The 16500-nt window shown below is 38.0% G+C and carries 8 protein-coding genes; all 8 read left to right on the forward strand.

Annotated elements, in window-relative coordinates; genetic code table 11:
• The first annotated feature begins 416 nt into the window (after positions 1 to 416).
• The 8 genes from AN34_RS14910 (at position 417) to AN34_RS14945 (ending at position 16416) form a co-directional block, all read left to right on the forward strand.
• Positions 417 to 3620: a TonB-dependent receptor gene (locus AN34_RS14910; protein ID WP_157263323.1), complete on the forward strand. Its 3204-nt coding sequence runs from the start codon at positions 417 to 419 to the stop codon at positions 3618 to 3620.
• Between the two features lie 10 nt (positions 3621 to 3630).
• On the forward strand, positions 3631 to 5622 hold the full coding sequence (locus AN34_RS14915) for a RagB/SusD family nutrient uptake outer membrane protein (protein ID WP_051666616.1): 1992 nt from the start codon (positions 3631 to 3633) through the stop codon (positions 5620 to 5622).
• Positions 5623 to 5692: 70 nt separating this feature from the next.
• Positions 5693 to 8839, forward strand: a complete 3147-nt coding sequence (locus AN34_RS14920; RefSeq protein ID WP_029286740.1) for a glycoside hydrolase family 2 TIM barrel-domain containing protein — start codon at positions 5693 to 5695, stop codon at positions 8837 to 8839.
• Positions 8829 to 9689 carry a family 16 glycosylhydrolase gene (locus tag AN34_RS14925; protein ID WP_029286741.1) on the forward strand — a complete coding sequence of 287 codons (861 nt, stop codon included), beginning with the start codon at positions 8829 to 8831 and terminating at the stop codon, positions 9687 to 9689. Before AN34_RS14920 ends, AN34_RS14925 begins: the two co-directional genes overlap by 11 nt.
• A gap of 148 nt (positions 9690 to 9837) precedes the next feature.
• Positions 9838 to 12183 (forward strand): glycoside hydrolase family 127 protein, encoded by a 2346-nt coding sequence (locus AN34_RS14930; protein ID WP_029286742.1) that lies wholly within the window; start codon positions 9838 to 9840, stop codon positions 12181 to 12183.
• A gap of 145 nt (positions 12184 to 12328) precedes the next feature.
• Positions 12329 to 12826: a phosphoheptose isomerase gene (locus AN34_RS14935; protein ID WP_029286743.1), complete on the forward strand. Its 498-nt coding sequence runs from the start codon at positions 12329 to 12331 to the stop codon at positions 12824 to 12826.
• Positions 12827 to 12983: 157 nt separating this feature from the next.
• Positions 12984 to 13712: an acyl-CoA desaturase gene (locus AN34_RS14940; protein WP_029286745.1), complete on the forward strand. Its 729-nt coding sequence runs from the start codon at positions 12984 to 12986 to the stop codon at positions 13710 to 13712.
• 247 nt (positions 13713 to 13959) lie between these two features.
• On the forward strand, positions 13960 to 16416 hold the full coding sequence (locus tag AN34_RS14945) for an outer membrane beta-barrel family protein (protein ID WP_029286746.1): 2457 nt from the start codon (positions 13960 to 13962) through the stop codon (positions 16414 to 16416).
• The last annotated feature ends 84 nt before the right edge of the window (positions 16417 to 16500 follow it).

Here is a 16500-nt window from a genome sequence, read left to right on the forward strand (position 1 = left end):
AATCTTTCGCAACTTATAATAGAATATAATATCAGTATTCACATACCAAAAGGATAATATACTCCTATTTTACTGCATGCTCAACTCAACTTCATTCTTTAAATAAACGTTAGTTGGACGATTAATTTTATGCAATCAGGGTGAAATGTGCCTTTTTTAAATAAAAATAACACTTTAACCCCTAAATATTACGATTATACCCCTCCTTCATATCCCGTTTTTAGTAGTTCTTTGAAACAACCAAGTCATAAGGGATAAGGATAACACACAACCAACAACTGATCTAACTAAATAATTAAGGCCATCAATCTATCCTAGTTTGATGAATGTCAGTTAATAGTTTGATGAACACTTTTTTCCTTTTGACTGCATTTTTTCAACAAACAATTTATTCTAACTAATCAAACAAATTTAAGATGGCTAAAAGTTTACTAAACATGCAAAAATGCATTTTTATGTTTCTGGTTACCATAATTCTTAACGGAATTTATGTGGAAACATCAAATGCACAAACCACTAAGGTGCCAGTGAGTGGGAGGGTATCAGATAATAAGGGAGTGTCTATTCCTGGGGCAACCATAAAAGAAAAAGGTACAAGCAATGTGACCATTAGTGATGCAGATGGTCATTACAAAATCAACGTAAGCAAAGGTTCTACACTAGAATATACCTTTGTTGGTTATGCACCTAAAAGCATGAGTGTAGGTGAACAAACCAAGATAAACATTACACTGCTTGATGATGAGGGGCAGGGACTTGAAGAGTTAGTTGTGGTGGGTTTTGGGAAGCAGAAAAAAGTAAATCTGACTGGTGCCGTGGGAACAGTAGATGCCAAAGCTTTAGAAAACCGTCCTGTTCAGAATGTATCTCAGGCTTTGCAGGGCTTAGTACCGGGATTAAATATTTCACAAAATAATGGTTCGTTAGAAAGTACGCCAAGTATTAATATCAGGGGTACCGGAACCATTGGTAATTCATCATCAAATCCATTGATTTTAATTGATGGAATGGAAGGGTCTTTAAATGCCTTAAATCCACAAGATGTTGAAAGTATATCGGTATTAAAAGATGCATCAGCATCATCTATATATGGTTCAAGAGCTGCCTTTGGTGTGATCTTAGTGACTACTAAAAGAGGTAAGGCAGGTAAGGTTCAGGTTAATTACAACAATAGTTTCCGCCAAACCCGTCCGGTTTTATTACCTGAAATGATGGATTCGTACACCTTTGCCTTATACTTTAATGATGCCAGTACAAATGGTGGCAGTGCCCCTCATTTTGATGCATCTGCTTTACAACGGATTAAAGACTATCAGGATGGGAAAATTACCAGTTCTACTATTCCTAGTCCAAATAATAAGCAATTCTGGGCTGATGGTTATGCTTATGGAAATGATAATATCGACTGGTATAAAGCGATGTATATGGACCATAGTTTTTCTCAGGAACATAATCTAAGCCTTACCGGTGGAACTGAAGCGACATCTTATTATTTATCAGGAAATTTATTAGACCAAACTGGTATGATGCGCTTTAACCAGGATGGTTATGGCCGTTATGGTGCAACGGTTAAAGTAAATACAAAAATTTCAGATTTCTTAACCGCTAATTACAGCAATCGTTTTTTAAGAGAAACCTATCACCGTCCGTCTGCCTTAACTGACGGTTTTTATGAAGCCATAGGCCGCCAGGGTTGGCCGACTTTACCTTTGTATGATCCTAACGGATATTTATTTAGCTCTCCATCACCAGCATTGGAAATGGCTCAGGGTGGAGAAGATAATCAGGTAAAAGACTGGATGTATCAGCAATTTCAATTGGTTTTGGAGCCAATTAAAGGATGGAAAACCTTTGGAGAAGCGAATTATCGTACCCAAACACAATTTCGTCACTGGGATTCTCAACAAACCTATAACCACGATGTGAATGGAGTACCATATTTATATAAACGGAGCTCAAACGTTTATGAATATGGTTTTAAAGAAAATTATTTTAATACGAATATCTATTCTGAATATTCAAAAAATTTCGCAAAGCATAACTTTAAAATTATGGCTGGTTTTCAATATGAAGATACCAGATACCGGAGTATGAGTGCCCAGCGAAATGGTATCATTGTTTCAGATATTGCCACCCTAAATACCACTTCAGGCTTAGATGCGGATGGTAAAGTACTTGCTCCGGTTGTTTCTGGTCAGTATCAGAACTGGGCTACACAAGGTTTCTTTAGTCGGTTAAATTATGATTACGATGGAATTTACTTGTTTGAAGCAAACCTTCGTTATGATGGATCATCACGTTTCCGATCTGATAAACGTTGGGGCTGGTTTCCATCAGTTTCTGCCGGATGGAATATTGCCAGAGAAGAATTCTTTAAAGACAGGTTTGCATTTGTGAATACCTTTAAGTTAAGAGGATCATATGGTAACCTGGGAAATCAGAATACGAACGACTGGTACCCAACTTATCTTACCATGCCTATAGGAACAGCAAACGGATCATGGTTAATTAATGGTGGCCGACCAAATACGGCAAGTGCTCCAGGCATAGTAAGTTCTACTTTAACTTGGGAAACGATAAAAAGTTATAATGCAGGTTTAGATTTTAGTTTCTTGAAAAATCGCCTAACCGGATCTTTTGATTGGTATAACCGCAAAACGTTAAACATGGTTGGGCCAGCTCCTGAATTGCCTGTTACCCTAGGTACAGCCGTACCAAGCACTAACAATACGGATTTAAAATCGATGGGTTTTGAGTTCGAAATTGGTTGGAATGATCGTTTGAAAAATAATCTCGGTTATGGTGTTAAATTCTTACTGTCTGATTATAAAACCACTGTTACCCGCTACCCAAATGCCACCATGTCTTTAAATACTTATAGAGAGGGGCAAACATTAGGTGAAATTTGGGGCTATACTACCATTGGAATCGCTAAAACCCAGGCGGAGATGGATGCGCATTTAGCCACCTTAAGTAATGGTCAGTCTGCATTTGGATCGCAGTGGTCTGCAGGTGATATTATGTATGCGGATTACAACAAAGACGGTAAACTGGATTGGGGAAGCTGGACACAAGGTAATTCTGGTGATGCACACCTGATTGGTAACAGTACCCCTCGTTACAGAGTGGGTTTAGACATTAATTTAGATTATAAAGGATTTGACTTCAGAGCCTTCTTCCAGGGGGTATTAAAAAGAGATTACTTTCAAAACAGTTATTTTTTCTGGGGAGCTACAGCTGATAAATGGTGGTCAGCAGGTTTAGTTCAACATGCTGATTATTTTAGAAATGATCCAAACAGTCCGCTGGGTTTAAACTTAGATTCCTATTATCCAAGACCAACTTTTGGAACCAGTAAAAACCAACAAACACAAACAGGTTATTTACAGGATGCATCTTATATCAGATTGAAAAATGTTCAGTTAGGTTATACTTTCCCTCAGCAGCTTACTAAAAAGTTTGGTGCGCAGAAATTTAGAATTTTTGCATCAGGTGAAAACCTCGTTACCTGGACCAAACTGGCCAAAATGTTTGATCCGGAAACCATTGATGGGGGTGCAAATGGAAGTGTGTATCCACTTTCTAAAGTGCTATCAGTTGGTTTAAGTTTAACTTTTTAATTAAATAGACATGAATTTCTCGAAGTTTATCACAAATAGTTGCCTGGCAACATTAATCATCATCACTTTGGTAACTGGTGCTTGTAAAAAAGCATTGGATAAAGAACCAATGTCAAATATCACACCCGAAAAGTATTTACAGGAGGAAGGTCAGCTTGCTGCTTATGCTATTGCCAGGTATCCTGACATTTTACCTTCTCACGGCAACTGGTCTTTTGGTACTTTTGGTACCGATGGTAACACCGACAATATGATTGTGCCCGTACTCGATAATAAATTCATTCCTGGTTTGTGGCGCGTAGATGCTACAGGTGGAGATTGGAATTTTGGTAATATCTACCAGGTAAATTATTTTTTAAGTAATGTCATCCCAAGGTGGAAAGCGGGGGGAATTGTTGGTAATGCCGATAATATTAAACAATACATTGGCGAAATGTACTTTTTAAGGGCTTTTGAATATTTTAAAAAATTGCAGGCACTGGGTGATTTTCCGATCATCAAAACAGTTTACCCTGATGAAAAGGAAATTTTAACTCAAGTGAGTAAAAGACAGCCACGTAATGAAGTAGCCAGATTTATCATTTCTGATTTAGATTCTGCCGCATTGTTATTAAAAACATCACCAGACGGAACAAAAAACAGAATTTCTAAAGCTTGTGCCCAATTGATAAAATCGCGTGTTGCCTTGTATGAAGGAACATGGCTTAAGTATTTTAAAGGTACTGCATTTGTTCCAAATGGACCAAATTGGCCAGGTAAATCAAAAGATTACAATGCCAATTATCAATTTTCAACAGGAAATATCGATGCCGAAATACAGTACTTTTTAGGCGAAGCCATGTCTGCCGCAAAGAGTGTGGCGGATGCCGTGCCATTGGTTGCGAACACCGGAATTATAGAATCTCCGAATAATGAGAATCCTTATTTCAGTATGTTTAGTGCCGTTAATATGTCTGGTTATAGTGAGGTTTTGTTATGGAGACAATATGGTGCTGGCTTGGTTACCCATAATGTTCCGGTGTATGCGCAATCTGGAAACTATGCTGTTGGTTTATCCAGAAGTATGGTAGAAAGTTTCTTAATGGCAAATGGATTACCAATTTATGCTAATGGAAGTAATTATGTGGGCGATGATTATATTGCTGATGTTCGAAAAAATAGAGATGGAAGGTTAAATTTATTTTTAAAAGAGCCTGGGCAAAAAAATGTTTTGATTAATGCTACTCAGGGAACACATGCTACACTTGTTGAGCCAACACCAAAAATTTGGGAATCAAGCTACGATCAAAAATATACTACAGGCTACACCATTAGAAAGGGATTAAGTTATGATGGCGCACAAGCCAATAATGGACAAGGTTATACCGGAAGTATTACTTTCAGAGCGAGCGAAGCTTACCTGAATTATATTGAAGCCAGTTATGAAAAGAATGGATCAATAGATGCTGATGCAACTAAATACTGGCAGCAACTCAGAACAAGGGCCAAAGTAAATACAGATTTTCAACAAACCATAGCAGCGACTGAAATGTCAAAAGAAACCCAGGATTGGGGGGCATATTCTGCTAACACACTGGTTTCTCCAACGCTTTACAACATTCGCCGCGAAAGAAGGAATGAGTTAATGGCAGAAGGCTTAAGGTATATGGATTTAAAAAGATGGAGAGCAATGGATCAGATGATCTCAACGCCATACCATTTTGAAGGTTTTAAACTTTGGGGACCTATGAAAAGCTGGTTTACTGCATCTCAAATTGTTTTTGGCGCTGGCAATTCAGCATCAGTTGTTTCAGATCCTGCATTAAGTGTTTATTTACGCCCGCAGGAAATCCGTTCAAATGCTGATTCTTACAAGGGAGCTAAATGGACAATGGCACATTATTTAAGCCCAATTGCTACACAACACTTTAATATTACATCTGCAAATGGTGATTTTAGTAGCTCACCCATTTACCAAAATCCAGGCTGGCTAACAACAGGAGGCTCAGCACCAACATTATAGTCTTTCTTTTCGGTTGCAGGTATGCTCAGATGAAGGTGTACCTGCAACCAAAAAACATTATTTTTAGCTTATGAAATTCAAAACGATCCTTTCCGTAACTTTTCTTGCGATCCTGTTTTCCCACCAGGTTGATGCTCAAAACAACGATTGGGAAAATCCAAAACTGGTAGATCAGGGGAAGGAAAAAGCCCATGTTACCTTTATGTTATTTGATGAAAAGAATGATGTAATCGACGATGATTATACAAAATCTCCCTATTATAAATCCTTAAATGGGCAATGGAAATTTAACTATGTAGATAAACATGCCGATCGTCCGCAAGATTTTTATCAAACCAGTTTCAATGATGGTGGTTGGGCCAATTTAACTGTTCCATCCAATTGGGAATTAAATGGTTTCGGCATTCCAATTTATACCAATATCACTTATCCTCATCCTAAAAATCCGCCTTTTATTGGTGAGAACAATCCGGTAGGAACTTATAGGAAAACCTTCACCGTACCAGAGAGCTGGGCAGAAAGAGAAACCTTAATTCATTTTGGTTCTATTTCTGGTTGTGCCTTTATTTACTTGAATGGTAAAAAAGTGGGGATGACTAAAGCATCAAAAACACCGGCAGAATTTGATCTTACGCCTTACTTAAAAACAGGAACAAATGTATTGGCCGTTCAGGTTTTTCGCTGGTCTGATGGAAGTTATTTAGAAGATCAAGATTTCTGGCGGTTAAGTGGCATTGAACGTAATGTGTATTTGTACTCCATGCCAAAACAAACCGTTTGGGATTTCTTTTTAAAGGGTGATTTAACACCAAATTATACCGATGGATTTTTCAGTGCTGATGTGGATATCCGCAAGTTTGCCGGGCAAAATATTGGTGGTGGTTCTGTACATGTTTCACTTCAGGATCAAAATGGTAAAATCGTTTTCAATAAAACGCAAACTTTTAACGGTTCTGCAGAGGCTATCCAGACTGTTAAATTTAACGGTACCATAAAAAATCCTTTAAAATGGAATGCTGAGCAACCAAATTTATATGATTGTATCATTACGTTGGTAGATGCAAAAGGTAAACAAGTTGCGGTTACAGGAACCAAAGTTGGTTTCAGAAAAGTGGAAATTAAAAACGCACAACTGTTAATTAATGGGGTTGCCACTTACGTTCATGGGGTAAACCGCCATGAGCATGATGATGTAACCGGACATACCACTACCAAAGAATTGATGCTGAAGGATATTCGCTTAATGAAGGAATTTAACATCAACGCTGTTCGTTTATCACACTATCCAAATGATCCGCTCTGGTATAAATTATGTGATCAGTATGGGTTATACCTGGTTGATGAGGCCAATATAGAAACACATGGCATGGGGGCAGAGTTGCAGGGTTCATTCGATAAATCGAAGCACCCTGCATACTTGCCGGAATGGGCTGCGGCACACGTAGACCGCACCGTTCGGATGGTAGAACGTGATAAAAATCATGCTTCAATCATCATCTGGTCACTAGGCAACGAATGCGGCAATGGTCCGGTTTTTCATGATAATTATAAATGGATTAAGCAACGGGATAATAGTCGCCCGGTTCAGTTTGAGCAGGCTGGCGAAGATTGGAATACCGATATCGTTTGCCCAATGTATCCAAGCATTGGCGCAATGAAAAAGTACGCCAGCGACGCTACCAAAACCAGACCTTATATTATGTGTGAATATGCACATGCGATGGGCAACAGCAACGGCAACTTTAAAGAGTACTTTGATATTATTCGCGGCAGCAAACATATGCAGGGTGGCTTCATTTGGGATTGGGTAGATCAAGGCATCAAAACAAAGGATGCCAATGGAAAAACTTTTTGGGCTTACGGCGGTGATTTAGGTGGCTTTTACTGGCAGAATGATGAAAATGGCGTAGCCGATGGAATCATCAGTGCAGACCGGACACCAGATCCGGGCGCTTATGAAATCAGAAAAATTTATCAGAATATCTTATTTACTTCCACAGCTATTTCCAAAGGCAACCTGACAGTTGAAAACCTTTTTGACTTTACCAATCTGGATCAATATAACTTTAAGTGGGTGTTGTTGAGCAATGGTAAAGCCATTAAAGAAGGCACTTTTGAAGTTAGCCTTGATCCGCATACCAAAAAGGATCTCAAATTAAACCTTCCAACATTTAAATCTGTTGCCGGTACCGAATATTTTTTAAATGTTTACGCTTATCGTAAAAAAGCCAGTGCCATGTTGCCTGCAGGTTTTGAAGTGGCCAATGAGCAATTTTATTATGGAGGAAATTACTTTGAAAAAGCAAACCAATCGAATACCAGGTTAACTATAAAAACGGAAGACAATAAACTTTCTTTTACCGCAGGTGATGTAAACGGAGAATTTAATACGAAGACTGGTAGATTCATCAGCTACAACAAAGGCAACAGCAGGGGCTTAAACCGTTTCCCTGAACCCTATTTCTGGAGAGCACCTACCGATAATGATTTCGGAAATGATATGCCACAGCGTTTAGGCATCTGGCGTTCTGCACATGAAAATAAAAAATTGCTTACGGTAAACGTATCGAAACAAACAGACAGTGGCTTATTCATTCAAGTTAATTACATCCTAAATAGTGTTGCTGTTCCTTATACTGTTGGTTATTTAATTCAAAATGATGGATCAATAAAGGTTACTGCTACGATGGATAGGACTGGAAGAGACTTGCCAGAACTACCAAGATTTGGTATGCGTACGGAATTACCGGAAGCTTATCAAAATTTAACATATTATGGAAGAGGGCCATATGAAAATTATAGCGACCGTAATTTTGCATCTTTTATAGGGCTTTATGAGGATAAAGTAGAAAATCAGTACTATAAAGGTTATATCCGCCCGCAAGAAAGCGGAAATAAAACAGATGTACGCTGGTTGAGTTTGACAGCAGATGATGGAAGCGGAATCATGATTGAAGGCATTCAACCACTTTCCTTCACAGCGATTAATCATTCAACGGAAGATTTAGATCCTGGTTTAACTAAAAAACAGCAGCATCCTACTGATCTTCCGGTTCGCCATAACGTTTTCCTGAATATTGATCTTAAGCAACGAGGTGTTGGCGGAGATGATAGCTGGGGCGCTTATCCACATGCACCATATCGCTTAACTGATCAAAAATATTCATACAGTTATACCATTAAACTTTTGAATAACGACACATCAAATGCGAAATAGACTTCAATACAGCTTTTATTTGTTATTGACTTTAGCAAGTTCATCCTGTGCCCTTAACAAGGCACAGGATTTTTCACGTTCAAAGTATTTGAATGAAGGTTATCATTTGGTTTGGGCGGATGAATTTAATGAGAATAGTCTGCCAGATCCTAAAAACTGGACTTATGAAAAAGGCTTTGTTCGCAATAATGAACTTCAGTGGTACCAACCAGAAAATGCTTACTGTAAAAATGGATTGCTGATCATTAAGGCAAAGCAGGAACAAAAACCAAATCCAGATTTTATTTTGGATAGCAAAGATTGGCGCAAGAATAGAACAGATATTAACTACACTTCGGCCTGTTTAATTACTAAAGGCTTGCAAAGTTGGCAATATGGTCGTTTTGAAATGCGGGGTAAGATAGACATCAGCGCAGGCTTATGGCCAGCCTTTTGGACTTTAGGCATTGAGGGTGATTGGCCAGCCAATGGTGAGATTGATATTATGGAATATTATCAGCAAAAGTTACTGGCTAACATTGCCAGTTCTGGAAAGAATGGAAAACCAAAGTGGTTTAGCCAAACGAAATCCATTACAGGACTGGGTGGAAAGGCATGGGCAGAAAAATTTCATATCTGGAGGATGGATTGGGATAGCCACTCCATTAGTTTATATGTTGATGATCTATTGCTGAATAAAACGCCGTTAGCAGATTTGGATAACGATCATCAGAAAGGTACACATCCATTTAAGCAAAAACATTATATTTTACTGGATTTAGCAATCGGTGGGATGAATGGGGGAGACCCGCTAAACACTAAATTTCCAAACCAGTTTGAAGTTGATTATGTGCGGGTTTATCAAAAATAACACCAATCAATTTTACCTTCCGTGATCATCATTCTATTTCTTTGGTAATCTGTATATTTGCTCTGAACGATCTTCAAAATCGAACCAAATATTTTGTCTTTAACCTTAACGCTTTTACGGTTTCCATCAGGAAACATAAATTACCATTATGAGTCGAATCCTATTTTTGCTATTGATCTCCATCTTTTCTTTACGTGCAACTGCACAAACCAAATTGCAAGCCTTTAAATTAAAAGATGTCCGTCTGCTATCAAGTCCGTTTCTTAAGGCTGAAGAAACAGATCAAACCTATATGCTTTCGCTTAATCCCGATCGATTATTGGCGCCATATTTAAAGGAAGCAGGTTTAACTCCAAAAGCAGAATCTTACGGCAATTGGGAAAATACGGGATTGGATGGACATATAGGTGGTCATTATGTGTCAGCACTTTCACTGATGTATGCTTCAACTGGTGATGCAAAAGTTAAAGAAAGGCTGGATTATATGCTTGATGAACTGGAAAGATGTCAACTCAAAAATGGAAATGGTTATTTATCAGGTGTTCCGGGAGGCAAAGAAATATGGGCGCAAATTAAATCCGGCAACATCAAGTCTGCCAGTTTTTCCTTGAATGGCAGATGGGTGCCTTTGTACAATATTCACAAAACTTTTGCCGGTTTGCATGATGCTTATGCCATTGCAGGTAATGAAAAAGCCAAACAAATGCTGATTAAGTTAACCGATTGGTGTATTGATTTGGTTGCTGGCTTATCTGATCAACAAATTCAGGAATTGCTTAAAAGTGAACATGGAGGATTAAATGAAGTATTTGCTGATGTATATGAAATTACAGGTGATAAAAAATATTTAAAACTGGCCCGGCAATTTTCTGATCAATCGGTTTTGAAACCCCTGTTATTACAAAAAGATGCTTTAAATGGTATGCATGCCAATACGCAAATTCCAAAGGTCATCGGGTTTGAACAAATTGCATTGGTAGATCAGGATACGAGCTGGGGTAAGGCAGCAGATTTCTTTTGGCAAACGGTGGTGAATCATAGAACGGTTGCCATTGGAGGAAATAGTGTAAGAGAGCACTTTCATCCCGCAAATGATTTTTCTTCTATGCTGGAGTCCAGAGAAGGGCCTGAGACCTGCAATTCTTATAACATGCTTAAGCTCACCAAACAGTTATTTCTTGATGCCCCTTCTATAAAATATTTAGATTATTATGAAAGGACCCTATACAATCACATTTTAACTTCGCAAAGAGCCAGTGGCGGTTTTGTTTATTTTACTCCCATGCGCCCGGGGCATTACCGAACATATTCAAATCCCCAGGAAAGTTTTTGGTGCTGTGTAGGGTCGGGATTAGAAAATCATGGGAAGTACGGCGAATTGATTTATGCACATGATGATCAGAATCTTTATGTAAATCTCTTTATTCCATCCGTTGTAAACTGGACAGAAAAAGGCATAACCCTCACTCAGGAAAATAATTTTCCAAAGCAAGAATTTACGCAGTTAAAATTGAAATTATCAGGCACAAAACGTTTTTCCATGCGTTTACGTCAACCATCATGGGTTGCGGCAGGGCAAATGACTATCCTGGTGAATGGTAAAAAGACGATGGCAAAGGCATTGGGTAATGGCTATGTCAGTATTGATCGGGTTTGGTCATCAGGTGATGTGATTAAGGTTTTATTACCCATGCACAACACTACCGAATTCATGCCTGATGGATCAGATTGGGTAGCTTTTCTTCATGGGCCAATCGTTTTGGCTGCGGAACTGGATACCTTAGCGCAACCCAATTTAACTGCAGATGGCAGCAGGATGGGGCATATTGCTTCAGGAGCATTATTCCCGGTGAGTGAGGCTCCATTGGTATTTGGTCAGAAACAAGATCTGGCAGCGCAGCTCATACCCGTGAAAAATCAGTCTCTTACCTTCAGTGCTGAAAAGGCAATTTATCAGCCCAGATATAAAAACCTTAAACTCGTTCCTTTTTACGAGTTGGCAGAAAAGCGCTATGTGGTCTATTTCCCTTATACCCATCCGGAAAACCTGGAAGCAAAAGCTAAAGCCATTAAATTGGCTGAAACTGAAAAAATTAAGTTAGAACAAGAAACGGTTGATGTTGTGCGTACGGGAGAGCAGCAGCCAGAATCAGATCATGGTTTTAAAGGTGAAAATACAGATAATGGAATTTTTCAGGATCGCCATTTCAGAAATGGAAAGGGTTGGTTTAGTTATAATCTAAACAATAAAGCTTTGAACGGCAGAAGAATCAGGCTTACCCTTTATGGAAATGAAAAGAATAAAGCATTTTCAATTCTCGTTAACCAAGTCATTATTGCGCAGGTTAAGCTTGATGGAAGTAAAGGAAATGTTTTTTACACACAAGATTTCGAGATTCCGGAAACCTTGTTAAAACCGCAGCTTGAATTAAAATTGCAGGCCGATGTTGGTTCTGAAATTGCAAATATATTTGAAGTGAGGCTGGTGAAATAGGGATTTGCCTGGCGATTGAGTTATCTAAGTCTTAATGGTCGATTTTGTAAAAAGCTTATTGGTGGCGACAGTAAAATTGCCAATGGAAAAAAATAAAAGCTCAAAAGTACTTTTTTAATTCCAAAGCATTATTTTTACGCCAATTATGGAAAACGACAAAAAAGAAATATTCGATAGCGTTGCGCAAAGATTAAAAATTGAAGGTTTTAATGTAGTAAACCGCGATGAAACACGTCCATGGGGTGGTTTTTTTGTAATTGATGAGGCACAAGCTCAACAATTTGCAGATACTTATTTTGATGGATTAGATGTGGAGAGTTTAAAAATTGGCGGTAAATTAAGTCCGAAGATTTTAATCGTAGCACCAAACACACGCCTGTCCTGGCAATATCATCACCGCAGAGCTGAAATATGGCAAGTGGTAACCGGTACTGTTGGCATCAAAACCAGTGCAACAGATGAAGAGGGTGAAGTGAAAAAATATGCACCTAAAGATCAGATCAAATTACAACAAGGTGAGCGTCACCGCTTAATTGGGTTAGATGATTGGGGCGTAGTAGCCGAAATATGGCAACATACAGATGCTTCAAACCCATCAGATGAAAGTGATATCGTAAGAGTTCAAGACGATTTCGGTAGATAAAAATTTAAAAAAAGATTATTAAAAAGGCATGAAGGATTGATCCTATTGCCTTTTTTAAACATTTCAAATATTCATTAAACCCACGAATATTTGCGTACGGAAAGATATCGAAAACTAAAAGTCGAGAAATTCCGTTTATTAAGCATACACATTATACATGATTATCCTCATTTTTTTTCTTTGCCATTGGTTTCTATCACTTTTCAGCCAAACTTTTTTCCTCCACCGTTACTCATCACATAAAATGTTTAAAATGGAACCCTTCTGGGAACGATTTTTTTATCTTATTTTGTTGATTTCTCAAGGTTCATCATTTTTAAATCCGAGGGCTTACGCCATTTTGCACCGCATGCATCATGCTTATAGCGATACAGAAAAAGATCCGCATTCTCCGCATTTCTTCAAAGATGTATTTGGGATGATGATTGCGACTAAAAATATGTATATGAATTATCTTCATTTTAAGATTCAGCCAGAACCAGCCTTTCAAGGGAATTATCCAGAATGGCCTTTGGTAGATCGGATTGGTAATTCATGGTTATGGAGAATTGGATGTGGCTTGTTTTATATAGGATTCTACATTGCTTTTGCCAACCATTGGTGGTTGTTTATTTTGTTGCCCGTACACTTTTTAATGGGACCATTACACGGTGCCATTGTAAACTGGTGTGGACATAAATACGGTTATTCAAATCATGATAATGAAGATCACAGTAAAAATTCATTGCCTTGGGATTTCTTGTTAATGGGCGAGTTGTTTCAGAATAACCACCATAAAAAACCAAATAGTCCAAACTTTGCTTCTAAATGGTGGGAGTTTGATCCAACTTATCCGGTGATGAAGGTATTGCATTGGATGAAGATTATTAAAATTAGGAAGGTTTAATATTTTTAATAGTAGATAATATTTGATAAGGGCTGATGAAATAAAATTCATCAGCCCTTATTTTTTTGTTCGTTATTTTAAGTTTTGGATAAGGAAAGTTTAACCTTTTCTCTTGTCTATCTGTATTTTACCGATAAAAGTTGCACCTTTGCCGACTAAATTAACGTAGTGGCGTAAAAACTATTCAAAAGCATTGTAACAAAATGCAATTTGCGCAGACTAATAAACCAAAGACTAACAAATTATAATGAAAAAAATTTTACTCTCACTCCTGATCCTGGGAACATTTGTAACGGTTAAAGCCCAATTTCCTGCTGGAGGTTTCGGTGGAGGTGCAAAAAAGCCTACAGTTTTCGGTCGTGTAACGGCAACTATTTTAGATTCTGTAACCAAGCAGCCTATAGATTACGCAACGGTATCCTTAATTAATGTTAAAGATAATAAATCGGTAAATGGTGGTGTAACTGATCCGAAAGGAAAGTTATCGCTGCAAAATGTGGCTCCGGATACTTATAAACTAATGATTGGATTTATGGGTTACAAAACCAAATCCATCAGCGTAACCACTACACCGGCTAAGCCAGATCAGAATTTAGGAACCATTTATATCTCATCTACAGAAAATTCTTTGGCTGATGTGCAGGTGCAGGGTACCAAAGCCGTAATCGAAAATAAAATTGATAGAATGGTTTACAATGCCGAGGCTGACGGAACCAATGCAGGCGGTGATGCCACGGATGTGATGCGTAAAGTGCCGATGCTTTCAGTAGATGTGGATGGTAACGTTCAGCTACGCGGTGGTGCGGTTAGGGTTTTAATCAACGGCAAACCATCGGGAACAATGGCCAGTAGTGTGGCCGATGCTTTAAAAATGATTCCGGCAGAGCAGATTAAAAGTGTGGAAGTAATTACCAGTCCGTCTGCTAAGTATGATGCAGAAGGTTCAGGAGGGATTATTAACATCATTACCAAAAAATCAAATGCTCAAGGGGTAAGTGGAAGTGTAAATGCATCTGCAGGAACCAGACAAAATAATGGTGCCTTTAACTTAACTGCAAAAACAGGTAGGTTAAGTGTAAATACAAGTTTAGGGACCAATTTAGCTTATGCTCAAGACTCACGTATATTATTTGAGAATAATACCCGCACAGATTCTGCCGGTTTATCTCGTGTAACCACTATCCTTCAGGATGGCGTTTCTAAATGGAGCCGCCAAGGTTACAACGGAAGCTTCGGTGCGGATTACGATTTTAATGCTTACAATAATGTGAGCTCCACTATTAAATACAATAACTTCTCTAATGGCGGACCAGGAAGTGCTGATTATATTTTAAATGGTGTTCCACTTAAAAACATTAGTGACATGGATATGGGTTTCAATAACTTTGACTGGAATGTAGATTATAAACATACCACTAAAAAGGAAGGTGAAGAATTTACGGTTTCGGGTCAGGTGTCATCAGGAAGAAACACTACAGATTTCCAAAACGAAATTATTGGCAGCTCATTTCCTCAGGTAAATAATAGCAATACTGGTAAAAATAAAGAATACACTGCACAAACAGATTATACTTACCCATTCAGCAAATCGACAATATTAGAAGTGGGTGCTAAAGGTATTTTCAGGAACATTAACAGTGAGTTTTCTAACAATTCAGCACAAGATTTTGAATATAATCAGGATGTGGCATCAGCCTATGGGGTTATTAGTTTTAAGCTAAGTAAAAAATATAATTTCAAAGGTGGGTTAAGGTCAGAATATACCAGCATAGATTTTAATACCATACAAGGTGGTACGCAAAAAAATGATTACTTCAATTTATTTCCAAGTGCTATTCTTTCCCGTACTTTAAAAGGAAATGCGACGCTAAAACTAAGTTATAACAGAAGGGTACAAAGACCAAGTTTAACTTATTTAAACCCATTCCGTAATGAAAGTGATCAGTTTAATATCCGCCAGGGAGAGCCAACATTAAACCCTGAATTAAGTGATAACCTTGAACTGGGCTACTCTACTTTTATTAAAGGATCAGTAATTAATGCTTCCGTATTTTACCGCCGTACCGGAGGTGTGATTGAAAGCTCAATTATGCCAATTAGCGAGGGAGGATTTGAAAAAACCTTAACTACCTATATTAACGTAGGTACAGCGCAAACTTATGGAGCCAACTTATTTGCTTCTTATAACCCAAAACCCAAATGGACATTAATGACTAACCTTGGAGTGAATACTTATGAAGTGAGCAATTCACAAACAGGAGTAAGCACAGGAACGTTCTTAAATTATAATATTTTTGGCCGCTCAGCTTATGGTTTTGGTAAAGGCTATAACTTCGAATTGTTTGGTGTGGTTAACTCACCACGTAGAACTTATCAAGGAAAAACAGATGCCATGTTAATTTATGGTGCATCATTAAAAAAAGAGATCTGGAATAAAAAAGGTTCTATCGGTATTAATACCTTAAACCCTTTTACCCGTGATTTACACATTAAAACAGTAAATAACTCGGTTACTACTGTAGGAAATAAAGTAAGTACACTTTTCCAAAGTACTAACGTTTATTATCCATTACGCTCGTTTGGTGTAAACTTTAGCTATTCATTTGGTAAGTTGAAGTTTACCGAAAAGAAAAAAATTAAAAACGACGATATAAAACAAGATCAGCAGCAAGGTGGCGGAATGGGTGGAGGGTTGCAACAGTAAAACCCCATTTAAATAGGTTTTTTAAGAGCTTTCAGTTAAATCTGAAAGCTCTTTTTTTTGCGGTTAAGATTATAGTGTATAAAA

It is taken from the genome of Pedobacter sp. R20-19, assembly GCF_000708265.2.
Classification (GTDB): domain Bacteria; phylum Bacteroidota; class Bacteroidia; order Sphingobacteriales; family Sphingobacteriaceae; genus Pedobacter.

Excerpts from the sequence above, each read along its gene's own strand:
- AN34_RS14930 (WP_029286742.1), top strand. The coding sequence starts at position 9,838 with ATGAGTCGAATCCTATTTTTGCTATTGATCTCCATCTTTTCTTTACGT.
- AN34_RS14920 (WP_029286740.1), top strand. The coding sequence starts at position 5,693 with ATGAAATTCAAAACGATCCTTTCCGTAACTTTTCTTGCGATCCTGTTT.
- AN34_RS14925 (WP_029286741.1), top strand. The coding sequence starts at position 8,829 with ATGCGAAATAGACTTCAATACAGCTTTTATTTGTTATTGACTTTAGCA.
- AN34_RS14910 (WP_157263323.1), top strand. The coding sequence starts at position 417 with ATGGCTAAAAGTTTACTAAACATGCAAAAATGCATTTTTATGTTTCTG.
- AN34_RS14935 (WP_029286743.1), top strand. The coding sequence starts at position 12,329 with ATGGAAAACGACAAAAAAGAAATATTCGATAGCGTTGCGCAAAGATTA.
- AN34_RS14945 (WP_029286746.1), top strand. The coding sequence starts at position 13,960 with ATGAAAAAAATTTTACTCTCACTCCTGATCCTGGGAACATTTGTAACG.
- AN34_RS14915 (WP_051666616.1), top strand. The coding sequence starts at position 3,631 with ATGAATTTCTCGAAGTTTATCACAAATAGTTGCCTGGCAACATTAATC.
- AN34_RS14940 (WP_029286745.1), top strand. The coding sequence starts at position 12,984 with ATGATTATCCTCATTTTTTTTCTTTGCCATTGGTTTCTATCACTTTTC.